The sequence below is a fragment of the Candidatus Omnitrophota bacterium genome, assembly GCA_016929445.1.
Classification (GTDB): Bacteria; Omnitrophota; Gorgyraeia; order JAFGIU01; family JAFGIU01; genus JAFGIU01.
In genome coordinates, this window is record JAFGIU010000082.1 from 12197 (window position 1) to 28645 (window position 16449).

The window sequence follows — 16449 nt, forward strand, 5'->3', positions numbered from 1 at the left end:
TTCTTTTTTTACAAGCTCGCGGCGAGTTCCTGGAATAGATGAGCGTCTTCGTCTGCAGTGAATGCGTGGATTGAGGGAAGGGCAGCGCTTTGCGGCGCTGTCCTGTTTGGATTCAGGATTTGGTGGAGCCTGTCCCTAAGCTGTCCGGAAGTCGTGTCCGGGCTCACATAGACGGTGACAGTGTTGGAACCAAAGGTCTCTTCATCCGCTATAAGTTCATGGGCCAGATGCAGGGCGGGCCGTTTTCCGGCGCGATGCTCCGGCAGCGGAACCGGGAGAACAAATCCATTGTTGTAGGTTCGGGCATTGTGATTGTGCCAACCCAGTGTGGGGCTCAAGGGTTGATATTTCTGTTGCGGATGCTCCTTCAGGAATCGATAGTATTCCACCACCAGCTCGACTGGGTACTCCGAGGCCTCCTCATCCCCCGCATAGTCCAGGGCTGTCTGGAGCAATTGCGAACTCCTCTCCGGAGAATCCTTTTGCTTTAACCACCGGAAAAAAGCAGTCGCAGTCTCATATTCCGGATCTTCATTTAATGGCAAAAGATCCGGGCCTGGCCGGACCATAAAGGGATAGAACATCACCGGAGACCAACTCACACCAAATTCCCTTTGGAACCGAGAGTCCTCTCCTCTTGTTTCAAATCCCCGATGAAATTCTTGCATCCCGCTTGCCCGGCTCTCCGGCCACAGCACCACATCAAGTCCCGGATACATGGCCCGGGAGGATTCCAGCGCCGCATGGAGGGTCTCGGTTCCGCGGCCTTGCCCGGGGACTGAAGTCACCCAACTGCACGTCAACAGGATCGGAGATTTAAAATTCTTTAGAGATTCGACAATTCTCTTCAGCGCATCAGAACGCTGCCCTTGGGCAGTATCTCCCTGAACATTCCAAATCGAAGAACGCTGCCCGTCTGTATTGACTCCCAGAAGCCCTTCGTCCCAGCTCAAAGGCCTTTCTCGAAGCATATCGGTTAACACATAGGAAACCACAGCCATCTCCCCGCCGGCTTCCTGGGGTAGAACCCCGACTACAAAGCGTTCGGGTGAACTCCGCACAAGATCGCTTATGACTCTCTCGCTGGGAGCCACTTCACGCACCGCCTCAATGTCCCGGACTGCCAGCCCATGGGCCTCCAAAAGACGGCTTTCCATCCAGGGGAATGCTGCGGTATAAACCGCCCTCTGGTTGTTCTTTATCTTTCCCACAGTCAACGGAAATACTTCCAGTGCCGTCAAGTCTTCCAGGGAGCCTTCCCTTCGAAGCAAGACAGAAGCCAAGACGCTCTCCGGTGAATCGTTGAGAACAGAGTCGAGAGAAATACGAATCCGGCCCAACAAAGTTCGCACCTGAGCCTGTGCCTGAGTGTCCGTCAACCCGTCTTGATTCACAACCCATGCTGCCATCTGAACCACACACGCATGGATATTGTTTAGAGAGCCTTCCAAATGAACGGCCTGGCCATATTCCAACCCGGATAACACATCCTGGGCGTGCTGCCACCCGGGGCTTCCAATAGCCATTGCATGGCTGCCCGAAGCTTGTTCGGCAGCACCGTCCAACCCGTATTCAATCTCAAGACTTCTGTGCCTGACCGCATAAAACCACCCATTGACATCCGGATTTTGCCCCTCTATCCCGGCCCCATTTGATATCGGGGCCCCTATTCTTCCACCGACATCCGCTAACAAGTCCTCCCAATCTCTGCCGGAAACTGCCTGTGTCAATTGATTCGCTGCCGCAGCCTGATATTTCCTAAATATGCGGGAAACAAAGATGAGGATTGCCTGATAGGCTTCAGCTTGGATCATCACCCTCAAGAGCAGCTCTGCACGCCATGTTTCCAAGCCAGCCTGCCCATTGCGAACAAAAGGCGCCAGTGCATCCACCACTTCAAAAAAGGCCTCTTTTCCATCCCTCTTATCCAGAGCTTGCTGTATCTCCATCCGGTGAAGCAAAGGACTGTCCGGTGAAAGGATTCCGGATTTATCCAAGGCCTTCAACACCGCGGCCAAGCCTCCTCTCGTCCGGCTTAGTCGTTCCACGTGCTGCTCCAGCAGCTCGCCTTCTGCGAATCTGATATTTTCCGGATTTGGGTTGGCCTCGTGCCAGAACTCTTCCAGCACGCCGGAAACCGCCTTGTCCAAACGCACTGAGGTGTCCAGGCCGCGCACGGCCTTGCTTATCCCCACAAAGCTGTTGGTCCTGTCGTCTTCAAACAGATGTCTGGAACCCACAAGCTCAGTCAGGATAAGAATACCGGGCAACTGACTTGAGTCAATTCTGCCGGTCCGGATATCGTTCTCCAGTTCCTGAGAAAGCCTTTGGATGAATGCGCCGGGTGAATGGCCTTCTTCCACGACCCTCAACCACTCCTGATCCACCAAGAGCTGCACAGGGCTGTCTCTGCCCGGCAGCTTCAGAGGAATCACTTCGTGCTTCTTACCCACCTGCGTTCGGGGAGCGGCTGTTCCCGAGTCAAAGACGAGCTCCACAGTCGTGTCCCGGACACGCTCCAAGGCGCCTTGGACAGGGACACCGGCGCTCTTCTCCCTGGCCAGATTCCGAACCTTCAATTGAATCTCGGCCTGCCGACGGATCTGTTCCGGATCCACCCGGACACCGTCAGCCCATCCCGAAGCACCGGGGCCGCCCACCCAAAGCGAATCATCCTCCGCTCGATAGGGGTTGTTCCCACGCAAAGGCATGCTTTGGGCGCCGGCACGGGAAGTCAAGCGCGGAGTGGCATCCAACAAAGGCCGGGCAAGGCGCCATTCCACAATAATTTCTTCTGAATCACCCGGGATTCTCATCTGCTCATCTGCCGGCAGGCGCGGATCGGAGAGCAGGGCAAGCACAGCTCCGCTGCGCGGCAATTGCTGAATCCAGCGGGTCCTGCGCGCTCTCTGGAAGTATTTCTCCATCAAATCTCGAGGACTCCCGTACCCAGTATCCTTAAATTCCGGCAACAATCCCGCTACCCGAACCAAACGGGAAATCATAGTCGCAGCAGAGACCTTAGAGTCCGAATTGCGCGCAGCTTCCGAAATCAGCTCCGGAGCCTGCCCCCATTCCCTGGACCGGCCCGGGTAACTGCCCTCGAGAAGTTGAACCACCGCGACCATCGCGTTCATTTCCCGGACAAAGGCCTCTGCGTTTTGAACCCCAAACTCTTCCTGCACAACTGCTTGAGCCAGCCCCGGATCGATATCCATCAGTTCTTTAACAAGGCTTCCGGCCGTCCCAAAAGCGCCCGCCTCGATAACAAGACCCAAAACCACTTGCCACTTGCCCACCCAGGAAAGGCGATTCTCATCCATGTGCACCAAATCCTGGGAAAAAACATCGATGGGGGATTGACCACCAGGCTCGCGCAACACAGTCTGAGCCAGGAGATTTCTTCCCAGCGCCCCCCTTTCCTCAATCAACTGTTCTTCAGTTTCATAATCCAGCTTGAGCAATGCCAGTCTTTGAACCGCTGATTCGCCCTGTCTCTGATTCCACTGTTGGGGGTTGTCTTGCTGCCATGCCTGGATGTCTCCCAGAATCTGAAGGCAAGTTCTTAAATGATGCAGTGCATTGAGATAACTCGTATTCATCCAAAAATAAGAACCCTCAACAACCTCCTTCTGTTCTTGGAGGACTTTGCCGATAATCCCATTCCAAAGCTGAGTCCATTGGGGAATATTGGATTCTTCGAGGAGTCTGAGCCAGGCGCCCAAGAGCTGTTTAACCTCTTTAGAGTCTTCAGCTAATATTTCAATAGAAACTACCTCTGCTGCAAGATCCAAGAAGTCTGGGTCGTTGCCGAAATACCTGGCCCAATCAGCTGGATCCAATCCAGGATCAGCTGCTTGAATCAGATCTTGGAACACTTGTAACGCGTCCCGCACCCCTGCTGACAAGGCCTCTATTATCTTTTGCCGCTGCTCTACTATGGCCTCCCGGTTTCCGGTATCTTCTGCTTCAATCAGATCCCCATATTGGTCTATGAGCGGTTGCAGCGCAGAACGCAGGCTGGGTCCGTGGGCATAAATAGACTCCAGGAATCGCTTGCGCTTGTTCAATTCATCCCGGATAGATCCATCGGGTAGGTGCCGGGGCATCCAAGTATTCGGGGCAAATATTCCAAGGACAGGAGAGTCCGGGGCCAACCCAGGTTGGTCTCCGGCCCTCATGGACTGTTCAGCCCAATTCAGGGCAGCCACCAGGATACCTGATGCTTTTGCTGGCTCTACTGAGAACAGTTTCAGACTAATGTTCCGCATTTCTCTCCAAAGGCTCAAGTCCTGCACAAATGCTGCGTCCTCTTGAGGGATCGTCTGTGTGGACATCGTGTCTTCCAACAACTCCAAAAAATACCGGATTGGGTAGAACCCGAGTCTGTCCTCACTTAGGCAAACACTCCCGGAAAACACAGCCTGCAAGAATTCAACCGGCTTGCTTGAGGAATGGCTGACTTGCCAGACTGTGTCATTTCCTAACTGCATCCTTCTTAATTCATCCAGCCGGGTTTTTGTATCTGTTCCAAAGGCAAAAGCCATGCTCAGCAAATACCACTCAGCCGCCTCCAGGAGCATGGCCTTTTCGGATTTAGGCCGGGTCCACCGTGGAATCCCGCCCGGCGCAGTTCTATCGCTGGCCCGCGTTGCCAAGCGACTTCTAATGGTCCGGCCCATGTGTTCAAAGCGCCGGGATTGAGCCTGACACGTCAGAGCGGCAAGAATCAGAAAACGGTTCAGATACTTGCCCTCATCAATCTCATCGATAGCCCACACGCCTAACCCAATTTGCTCGCCCACAAATTCGCGCCAGTTTATGTTAGCTTCCGAAGTTGTCGAAGGAAGTTCAATCTCAGCTTTTAGGAGTTGGGGCCGGACGTCATCCAAACTTTCACCACTTCCCAGACGGACATAGGCATCAAACAAAATATTCAAGACCTCATATGGAGACAAATAGTCGGAATCCTCATCGGGCAGCATGACCCCACCCCGCCGCTCAGCCAACTGCTTCAGTTCCTTACCCTGCAGAACCTTCACACTCGGGACTTCACCCTCTGCCTTCGGGAGAGCCTCCTCCAAACGCGAAACCATCACTTGCGGCATGACCAGCAGCGCAGGCTCTCCCTGGTTCGGATACTCCTCAATCAGCGACTCCACTTCCTTAAGGGAGATCCATTCTTCTTTCGCCGGATCAAAGAGAGGCAACTCCCGTGCGGGATCCACCGCCACCCAATGGCCTCTTTCTCCGGAACCCAAAAGCGCCATGGAGGGATAGGCCACCCCGTTACTCCCGTGCATCAAGACTTGGAGCGCATTGCCTAACTGAGTCTCCGGCACTTCAACAATCACATATTCCGGCCCTTCCTGTGCCGGCGCCCCGGCAGCCCGCATGGCCCACACAATCCAATTGAGCAGCACCTGCACCGCCACCGGGGTCACTCCCCTCAGAGCCTCGTCCAAGCGCGCCCCGTGCACAAAATCGTCGGTCTGCTCCAATGCCTGCACCACTCTTCCGGAAGACATCATGGAATTTATGAGGTGCAATGCGGACACACCCTTTGGATCCCTCACATCGTCACTGCCGTCTGCCTGGAGCCTGGCCCACCAGAATTCCTGCAGCGCAGGCCAGGCGCATTCTCTCAGGGCATGCACTGCACAGTTAGGCCGGCCTTGGACCCGGGCCGGTTTCTCTAATGTCGTTTGCAACGCATCAGAAAGAGCGATCTGCATCTGCAACTGCTGCATTGCATCAATGGGGAGGCGGCTGATGGCGCCCTGCAGACTTTCCAAGAGGACTACCCGTGCGGCCACTTCTTCCGACTGAATACGCGCAACCCGGGCTTCCTCTGCTTGCTCTCTAAGACCCTCCAGTTCCTCTTCCAATGCCTCCAGGCAACGCATCAGCTCCAGGTAGGCGCGGCTTGTCAACTCGCGGAAGCCTTGCAGAGAGGACACAGTTCTTTCCTCTTTCAGCTTCCGGAGGCGAAGCTGGAGATCCGTTATCTTAGCGATACGCTCACCGGTATCAGTGGCAAGATCCGCCAGCTGAAGCTCCACAACCGCTACCGTATAATTTGCGGCGGCTTCGAACACACTTCTCACATCTCCGGGCACACGGCCCCGCTCCAAAAGTCCTTCCAGGAATGCGGCTTGCCGCTTCAGTTCTTCGACAAAGGCAAGCTCCAGATCCAGGTAGGAGTCCCCCGCGTCATCAGGATTTGTCTTGCTGTGACGCATTTCCCCCAGAACCCGAAGAATTTCTTGAAGCTGCAATGCTCGCTCAGTCAATAGGATGGAGAATCCGGAATCCACAAGGACCCGGTCCCGATGGAGCCATCGAGTCAAGACATCAATCCCAAAATACCCAAGAAGTGGAACCAGAATACAGGCCAGTGCGGAGTTAGTGCTCACCAAGGCAATTGCTGCAAGAAAGATCAAAAAGGCATACTTAGGCGATATAAGAGGGCTATCCATGACTTGTTCAGCGTTAACCACTACACTTTCCGGAACAAAAAGTTCTTTGTCTGCGGCATTGATCCAGGCCTGAAGTGTTCTCTCAAACTCCGGATCTGAAATTTCCATCATGAAAATATCCAAGGCCTCATTGACTTGATACTCTTCGTCCAATTCTGCCGCGGGCAGGAGAATACGATTCACCTGAGAATAGGGACGCCACTCAGCCAGAATCTCTGAAACCGGGACCTCACTGCGAGTATTTTTCTCTGTCTGAAGCCGATTGAGAAACTGAGCCACAACAGGGGCTGAGGCGCCAAAGCATTCCTTAAAATCTCCAGATGAGGCAATTTCACCGGCCATGACTCCGGTCCAAGGGGCCGGAACCCCGGCTCGCCCATCGACACGGGCCGGACGGAATTCAGGGAAGTTGAGCCACACAAAGGCCATCACCAAAGCGCGTTCTGCAGGCCTGAGTCTCTGACTCTCTCCAGGCAACCCCAGCCAGGCATCCCGTATTTCAGGATTTCGGTTAAATAAGAGCAATTCGATTTCGTCGGCAAGGTCTGAGAGTTCGTCAAAGAGAGTCTCTTCCCAGTCGGGGATCACTGCGGGCAGAATGAGGCGGGCAAGTTTGCGCTTAGCCGGCCCGGCCCGGATAAGGGCCGCAACTTGGGACTCGGTGGCGCGCAGCTCTTCGTAAAGCTCCTGAACTTTGGGCCCTAGACTTGCATCATGCTGTAACTCGTTCTCCAGCTCCGGAACCACTGCCACATCAATCAGGATTTGTTGCAGGTGCGCATTGACCTTATCCCAGAGTGCAGCCTCCTCTTCCTCCTTGGAAACCGGAATTTTGAGGGCCTGGGCCCACTGATGCGGATCTTGGCGAGCTTCATTGTTTGCCAAGCCCAAGGCCTTGCCCAATTTGACCCTCAAACCCGAAGACCATTCTTTCAAAGGCGGCAAATGCAAAAGTCGCTCATCCAAAAGCGTGCGGTCCGCCTGCGTGAGCGCGAAGAATTCCAGAGGGTCGATAGCATTCCCCTCTGCCAGATGCAGAGGACGCTTCATGCCTTCAAGACGCCGCATGCAGTCAAGGAAGGTCGCGTGATTCAAGCAATCAGCCTCCTGAATTTCCCGGGATTGTCCAACCTTAGAGACACCCGGCATTGTATTCTTGCGCCGGCCTGCGGTTCCGGTCTTGGCTACCCGAGCTCTGCCATTAAGTGAGCCGTCTGTCCTCTTTAACATCACTGCAGTGCTGTATCGCTCCGCATCGATCAAAGATTCCAGCAGGAGGCCCACTTCAGCCATCTTCAAGGTAAAGATCACCCCATAGTCAAAGCCCACCTCCTCCATCCCGGCTTCTCCGTCTTTTCCAAGAGTCGTCAGCATGCTTTCCGTGCCCCGGCCCTGCCCGATATGAAGTGGGAAGGCCCCTTGCTTAATGAGCTCTGCAAATCTGGGAGAGACTCGGCGGTAGTCCATGTAGTAGCTGTCCATGCCCGTGGAAATGACCTCCAAATCAGCAAACTCCGGATCGATCTCTTCCACTTGCTGCAGAACTTCTTGTAACTCATACCAAGTAATGTCATTGGCCCGGGGATTCTCATTAGCTCCAATAATTACCTCCAAACCAAATCCCCCTTTACTCACAGGACGCCTGAGCAAAGCCACCAAAGGCAATACACCCAGGATGGTGTCCGGCCCGGCATTGTCCACACAGATGACCACAGGGCGGCCCTCGTCCCGCATGGATTCGAAGTACTCAAAGAAGGCAGGTGTGTGGTCCACGTTAAAGTGCCCTTTGTCCAGGAGTTGGTCATAGTCCTTAAACCACTGCTTACAGAGCGTATCCAATAGATCCCCGCCCTTGGCATGGGGGTCGGAAGCATCAAAGCGATTCCCCATAAACACCCCAGCCAGAGCGCGGCGGAGCAGTTCTTCCCGATAGAAGGCATCAGAAGGATTCTGCGTTTTGAAACCCTCGAGCAGAGTTCGCTCTTTCACTTGCTGCAGCATGGCAAGGGCTCGCTCATTGGCCTCTTCTTTGAGCCATCGCTGGGTGTCCCGAATCCCTGTCCAACGGAATAATTTCCCGCGCAAATATTTGACCAAATCGGGTTCGGTGTGAATATCCCGTTCCGCCAAGATCTCCCGAGTATTTACCCACCAGGACGCGTCCTTTTCCAACCACCAAAGCAATTGATGGAGCGCTTGAGCAGATCCTTGTTCGGGGAAACTCTTGCCATCTATCCAACTCAGCACGGTTTCCTGAGTCTCTCCGGCTTGAACCGCGATTCTCTTTGCGGCCTCACCCCTTGCTGGCTGAGCCTCTGGAAAGATTTGTTGAAGTCGTTCGACAATCTGGGAAACGTCGTGCTCCCCCATGCTCTGTCCCTGGGCAATCTGCAAGTCCTCAAGGTTCTCCACCCCAAACAAATCAATCAGAAGCGCCTTTTCCATCTCTCCAATCTCATCTGTGGAAGGCTCCGGCAGCCCCATCCCCAAACAGAAGGTCCGGTATTCTTCAAGATAGGCCCGAATGGTGCCTGGGATATGGGGCATCCAGGTTTGGAATACATTCTCTGCAGCTGCAAAATGTCCCAAGCCGGTCTGAAAGGGACTCTCCTCTGCTAACAAACTGATCGTATGCGGATTGTTCAGCGTATAGCTCAGGAGTAAGGCGTCTGCCGCCCTGCCCCGGCTGCGCTGTGATCTCTCCGGACTCTTCACAAGAAGCTGGCGGGTGTCAAAGCGGTCCAAGAGAGTTGTGCCAGGCCCCACTCCCAACAGAGTTTCAACCACGGAGTGCTGATGAGCGCCTGGCTCCAAACCATTCATCTGACCCATCACCCAATCTGCGTACGCAGGGGAATCCTTTTTTGCATCCGCCACCAACTCGTCCGCTTGCACGCCTGCCTCGAGATCCTCCGTGTGGAGGGCTCTTAAAGATTTCCGAACACTCAGACTCCCGAACTGAGCTCCGGCCCAACGGGACTGATCAACGGTGTCCCAATCCTCCCAAAAACTCTCCTGCTCCCAAAGCTCCATTAGCTCCGCAAAATCGCTCAAGCGTCCTTTGCGCGCTAAGAGACCTATCTCCTGCACTGCGCTGAGGATCAGGGTTCGCTGCAAATAGGTTCGATCCACCCAAACGGGCTGGCCCTGCGGATCGGGCATTCCCTGTGCTGCGATAAGGACTTCACTGAGGAGCTCGCGAATAGCCGGAACAAGGGGTCTTTCCGCCTCTTCCTCCTCACTGGCCTTCTCCAAAATCATGCGCGCATCCGCGACCATCTGATCGCGGGAGCCGGGCCAATCCACGTCCCCCAACATGTCGCGCAAGCACTCCCCGCACATGAAGCTCATGGCGACCGGATTCGCCACAGTCCGGGCGTCAAACCCCAAAGCAGGGCCTGTCTGAGAAGCGGCCGCAACCTTTGCAAAGAGCGGTTTACTCATAAAGTCATAATCCAGGCCCAGTACTGCGGCAAAACCTTTATTCGATAGAATCTGATGGACTGCCTGTTGGTCTTGTCTCCAAGTCAGTTCCAATCCGCTGCCCACTCCATTGTTGGCGCGGAGCTCAGCCGCTTCCCACAGGAACTGGACGAGCCCGTCAAACTCCGGCTCAAAGGCCAGAAGCCGTCGCTGTTCAGAAGGCAAGTGGGCCAAGGCCCGCTCCAGGATTTCTTCAGGGGTGGCAGCCGGCTGGAAAAAGGCAAAGCCGTCGTAACGCCTTGGCGGCCGGTCCGGAACTAGCCCTCTTCGAATACGGTCCTTCCGAATGCCCGGAATGGCCTCAAAACCTTCCGCTACCAGAGGCAACTTCAAGGTAAAGAGATTGGCCACGGGCACATTCACCGGCGCATGGATCACCCCCCGGTCAGGATGATTCTCATAGAGGGTTTCCGGGCCCCGGCCCTGACCAATATTGATAAGAAACCTTCTGCGCTTAAGAGGAACAGAGGACCTGTCCGGCTTGAAGAGGGCGTTCCACTCCCCAGAGGTATTGGCCAAATCCAGACGGTAGTTGTCTCCCCCCGTGGACATAACGGATATCCGACCGGTGCTAATCAGATTGCGTAAACGGGAATCTCCTTGCTTGCTGAGTTCATCGGCTGCTCGCTCCAAGTTCTCCTGGAATTCATACCAGGTTTCATCATTGGCCCGGGGATTTTCATTAGCCCCCACAACCACTCTTAAACCATATCCCCCCTCTTCTTCCGAAAGAGCCATATTCATGATCAGCGGCAGAGCGCCCAGCAAACTATCGGGCCCGGCGTTGTCAATGTTAACGGCAACGATGGACTCCTCTCCTCTGTCCTGATACTCTTTGCCCGTATATTCCTGCATGATACGCAGCTGCGCATCGATTTGATCTGTATGATCCACATACCACTCATTGGGCTCCTCGCTCCCCTGGGTCAGAAAGCTGCTATCCCTGCCGTTGTGGACCTGCTCTCTCAGGCCCACAAAATCGCGGGCCAACATATTCGCATCCAGGGGGCTGTCCCGGGTCTGCTTATCCCCCATATCAAATCGATTGCCCACAAAGCCCCCGGCAATACTCCACCCCAAGCGGGCCAGCGGTCTATCACCCGCATCGGGAATGCCCTGGATTGCCTGGTCAATTCCCGAAAGCACGTTGGCCAACATGGGCAAGGACCGCGCATCCCCGTCCATCTTCACAAAAACCTGAGGATCCCGGGGTCCCAAGCGGCGGTAAACCGTGCCGTATACGAGCTTGACTAACTTGGCCGTATCCGTGACCCCCATATCCCTCAGCTCCAAAGCCCGCCGGTTCCACCAACCGGGGTCCTTCTGGTGCTGGATAAAGTAGTCCAACTCGTGGATACGATAGGTATAAATGCCGGAAGGCTGATGATGACCTGCAGCCCACGCCTGAACGGTTCTTGCATCCTTGATACCCAAATGCCGCTGAATCTCTTCAGGCGCATACCCCTCGTCGATGAGATCTCGAACAATCTTTGCAGCGCTTGCGTGATTGTCATGCCAATTCGCGTCCACGGCCCCCAAACCTAAGATCAAGCGCATCAACTCAGCGCGCAGGTTTTCAAAGACCTCGTCACTGGGCGCCTTCATCCCCATCTTCCTAAACCAGTCCTGCCAGTCCTCCAGGATATTGTTAATTTCTGTAGGTAGCTGAGCGAGCCAGGTCTTGAGTTCTTGGGTCGCATGGACCCGGCCGCTTCCGTCTGCGTCAAAGGCAAAGAACCGGTCCCGGCCGGGCACAAATCGCGCGGGGTCTATCAGAATGCGGCTCACGCCTCGCGGAGGATTATTAACCGCATAGGCGCGTTCTAAAAAGCGCACGGCAAAGGCGCGCAAAGGATCTGTTGTGTCAAAACCTTCTATCCACTTCAATCGGTTTTGATCGTACCCGGCCGGGGCTCCTCCACCCAACAAATTGTCCAATAAGGTGTGGCGCTGCCAACCTCGATGTTGACCGACCGAGAGGCTTCCCCCGTGGGCCGCCCGGATTCTCTCTTGGTAATGGGCATTGCGGTCTGTGTCCTCTGGATACAAGGCCACAAAAGGCCGGCCATAATGCCTCACAGTCCTGCCCTCGCGCTCCCCCTCCCAGAAGTCCATCAGAAAGACCCACTCCCTCAAACGCCCCTCCCGTGCCAGCTCCCACAGAGCCTCCACACCCTGCGCCAAAAGCAAACGCTGGAGATCCTCCAGCCGCCAGCCTTCAAGCCTGTACTGATCGCTGGGCTGCGGCATATGCCCCAAGCTATCCACTAAGATTTCGAGAAGAGTCAAGACTTCATCCCCGACACGCTGCTGCTGCGCATGGAAAAGAATCTCTGACATCCGGACAAAGAGGGACTCTCCCAGACCGTCAATATGCTCCGCTGCACGGTGTTGGAGTTCGGCAGCTCCCCCCCATTCCCCCAGCCAGTCCCCAACTTGCCCTGCAATATCCCCGAAGTAAGGAATCGTTTTTATGCGCACAAATTGGGACGACACCCGAAGCATAAGCGCTCCTCGCGCGCTCTCTTCTTGCTCTGCCAAATGTGGCAGCGCGGTGAGCTGACCGGATTCAGCCGCGGCAAGCACCATCAAGAGAGAATAGAATGCGTCGGGGTCTTCAATCAGGAGTTCTTGAGAAAGGCCCGCGTCCTGAAGGTACTTGTTGTGCTCGGAAATATGCCCCATCGCTTCGGGGCGGGTAATGACATCCCATTCAAGCGAAATTCCTGAATCAAAACGGGATTTGACGGCAAGTTTGCGGGAAGAATCCAAAAGAAGCTGCCTGTCCGCGGGCAATGGTGCGGCCGAGGCCAGGGAGGTGAAGAGGAAGATTTGGGCAGTCCAGAGCGCAGTGAATCTCAGTAAAGGGCCGGCAGATCCAAAGTTTGGCGAGCGTCTCTGGGTCATTAGTTGTGTCCCAAGGCGTTCTGATTGAGGGGTTAAGACACGGTGTGACTGGCTCCGGAATAAATCTATAAATTATTATTAAAAGTATACCTGAAGTGAACCCCAAAGTCAATAGCGAGGATGGTATCTAACTTGTTTTGATTATTTGACTTCGGATTTTTCTGAGGATTGGCCCAACGCAGTGGACACGGAAAAGGGAACCAGGGTGGTCCGGAGCTCGTCCAAGCGCTCCTGGGCCTGGAGCATATGGGAACGGTACAAGGTGGCTTCTTTGCGCATCTCCTCCACCCGCTGGGTGGCTTCGGCAAGCTGCCTCAAGAGCTGGCTCTTCTCTCTCACAAAACTGTCCAAGAGGTCGAGCTTCTCCTTTTCAGCCTGGTCTTTCAGAGAGCCCAACACATTTTCCGCCCGGGCCTGCATTTCACCTGCGGTCTTCACCCGTTCCATAGCATCGCTGAGGGCCTTCTGGTTACTGGCCATCTGAGATTCGGAATCGCGAAGCTGAGCCTTGAGTTTGGCCAGCTCGTCCCGCGATTCCTCCAAATCTTTCTGAAAAGAACGGGCTGTCAGCAAATCGCGCTCCGCCTCGGAAAGCTGCTTGCGCACCTGGGCCAGCTCTTCCCTGAGCACGGTTACCTCTTCCCTGGCATTGACCGAACTCTGCGACTTACGCTGCAACTCATTTTCGCGGCTCTTCAAAAGATCCTGATACTCCGCAATGAGCCTCCCCGACTCCTGACGCTCCTTGGCAAGCTGGGACTGCACTTGGCTGGAAGTGAGCTCTGCGGTGTCGAGTTTGTCCTTGAGAGATTTGATTTCGCTCTCAAGTCGAGTCTGAACGGCCATGCGCCGCTGTTCAAAATCAGCCGTGACTTCCAAAACCTGGTGTTTGTTGTCCTCTTGCAATGCCAGCACTTGCCTGGAGAGATTGTCTGCCCGGCGCTGCGCTTCGGTGGAAGCGGCCTCGGCTGCCTCAAGCGCCTGCATAGCATCATGATAGCGGGCTTGCAAAGAATCCACTTGATCGCGCATTCCGGATACTTCGCGAACGGCCTCGATGCGGTCCTTTTCCAGGAGAGCCAAATTCTCCTGGACCTGGGCATTGCGCATTTCCAACTGCCGGCTGCGCCGCTGCCACTCGGCCAATTCCCTTTCCATCTCCACATTGGAACGCTCGGCATCCAGCGCGCGCTGATGCAAGTCCACCGATTTCTCCTGGACTTCACGCAATTGCACTCGCGCCGTACTCAATTCGTCAAAAAGCGCCCGGTTGTCTTCCTTAAGACGCTCGATTATCTGATTCGCCTCGCCCAGCCTCCCCTGCGCAGCCACAGCCGCTTCTTCAACCGCGCTCACCCGGTTGCGCAAAACAGAAGTTGAATCCCCGCCGGCCAAAGGCCTGTTTGGAAGGCTCGAGGGCGGATCCGCATAGGTCGGAGCCGAAGTCACAGACGCCATGGACGCGGGGCGCGGCACTGCCCCGATCTCCTTGCGGATATTGTTGAGTTCCGTGTTGACCTCCTGGATCTCCAGATCCACGAGATCCATGCTCTCCCATCCCACATGGCGCAAGGCAATGCGGTTCAAAGTCCGCAAGGCACGGTGGTAGGCCTCCACCGCATCAGCGGTTTTACCCTGCTTCAGCAAATTTTTCGCCTCTTGGCGGTCAGTGCGGGATTGCTCATAGAGCTCAATAGGAGATTGCGCGTACGAGACGCACGGGGAGACAAATAGAAGACTTAGTGTTAGGAAGCTTGTCGCAAGACAAACGGATCTCAAGCAGTCACCTGTTCAGAGGCTTGTTCGCCGGCCTCAGCTGGGTTCTCGACCTTCTTCTGAGATTCCTCAATGAACTGCCCCATCTTTCGAAATTTATCATAACGCTTTTCAACCAAAGTCTCTACTGGTAATTGGGTTAGTTCATCCAGATCGCGCTTCAAGTGCGTACGCAGCAGGTCGATCATCTGCGGCGGATTGCGGTGAACGCCGCCCAACGGCTCCTCCACCATGGCGTCAACCACACCGAGTTTGAGGAGGTCCCCGGCCGTAATCTTAAGCACATCGGCAGCCGTGGAAGCCCGCGCCGGGTCCTTCCACAAAATGGCGGCGCAACCCTCCGGAGAAATGACCGAGTAATAGGCGTATTGGAGGACGTTGACCCGGTCGGCAATGCCGATGCCCAGCGCGCCCCCGGAACCTCCCTCTCCGATAACAGTCACCACAATCGGCACGCGCAGCACAGACATCTCTCTGAGATTGTGCGCAATCAAGTGCGCCTGGCCGCGCTCCTCGGCCCCAATGCCCGGATAAGCGCCCGGCGTATCCACAAGGATAATGATCGGGCGGCCGAACTTCTCGGCGAGGTGCATAAGACGCATCGCCTTGCGGTAACCCTCCGGATGCGCGGAACCAAAATTGCGCATGATGTTCTCTTTGACATCCCGGCCCTTTTGGTGGCCGAGGATCATCACCGGCATTCCCTCAAAAATCGCAAGCCCCCCGATAATGGCCTTGTCATCCGCAAACGCACGGTCCCCGTGCAATTCAACGAAATTCCGGGTCATCCCTTTGATATAGTCGCTTGTATAAAGCCGGTCCGGATGACGGGCAATGCGAATACGCTGCCATGGCGACAGGCTCTCGTATACAGCCCTCTCCGTGTTGGCCAGGGTGGCCTCTAATTGCGTAATCTCATGGTTGAGATCCACGCCCTGCTCAATGGCCAGATCCCTCAGCTTCTGGATCTGCGCTTCCAACTCAAACACCGGCTTTTCAAATTCCAGTACGTGCTTTCCCATAAGAATGTCCTCAGTCTTGAATAATCACTTCGGTGCCCACCGGGACAAGTGCATAAAGTTCTTCGACTTCTTGATTCCGCATCCGCACACAACCTGCGGTCACTGAAGTTCCGATGGATTCAGGTTCGGTTGTCCCGTGTATCCCATAGCCCTCGGCTGAAATTCCCAACCAGCGTGTTCCCAGAATATTTGCCGGACTCTCCGGCGGCACAACTGCGCCGGCCGTGTACCAGATCGGGTTTTCCAGCTTATTGACGATATTGAAGCTGCCGACAGGAGTGGATTGATCCAGGCCGGTCGCCACCCGGTATTGTTTAAAAGGCTCATCATTGTCAAAAAGGACTAAGGTGTTTTGCGCGCGGCTCACCGCGATCTTGAACTTCACATTGGGCACGCGCAGCTTCTGTCCCACACGAATCAAGTCTCCGGAAATGCCGTTGGCAGCGCGGATCACATCCGCCGTAACTCCGTAACGCTTGGCCAAGGCCCCAAGCGTGTCCCCGGGGATCACTTCATGAAGAAGGTCCGTAGGTTGGGGTTTAGAGGAAGTCAGCAAGGCCAGATTCACCCGGCCCAGCTGATCGAGCGCAAGACTGGCCTCAGGACGGGTCGGGTGCTTCTCCACAATACTGAGGAAGGTCTTGCGCGCCGCGGTGAGCTCCCCTGATTTGGACTGGAGCTCTCCCAAGAGCACGAGGGCCTCCGATATCCGGGGCTCGGCCGGATGCTGCTTCACCAAGTCAACCAGCTGTTGTTTAACCTCCACAGTCCTGCCTTCGATC

Annotated in this window: 4 protein-coding genes; all 4 read right to left on the minus strand. The window is 55.2% G+C overall.

Annotation, left to right across the window (positions count from 1 at the left end):
- Positions 1-8 precede the first annotated feature (8 nt).
- On the minus strand, positions 9-12869 hold the full coding sequence (locus JW937_06950) for a DUF89 family protein (protein ID MBN1587148.1): 12861 nt from the start codon (positions 12867-12869) through the stop codon (positions 9-11).
- Positions 12870-13010: 141 nt separating this feature from the next.
- Positions 13011-14516: a hypothetical protein gene (locus JW937_06955; GenBank protein ID MBN1587149.1), complete on the minus strand. Its 1506-nt coding sequence runs from the start codon at positions 14514-14516 to the stop codon at positions 13011-13013.
- A gap of 128 nt (positions 14517-14644) precedes the next feature.
- A complete protein-coding gene (locus JW937_06960; GenBank protein ID MBN1587150.1) occupies positions 14645-15667 on the minus strand; it encodes an acetyl-CoA carboxylase carboxyltransferase subunit alpha in 1023 nt (340 codons plus the stop codon).
- A 10-nt stretch (positions 15668-15677) separates the two neighbouring features.
- The coding region (locus JW937_06965; GenBank protein MBN1587151.1) for a L,D-transpeptidase family protein at positions 15678-16449 on the minus strand (772 nt) is incomplete at its 5' end.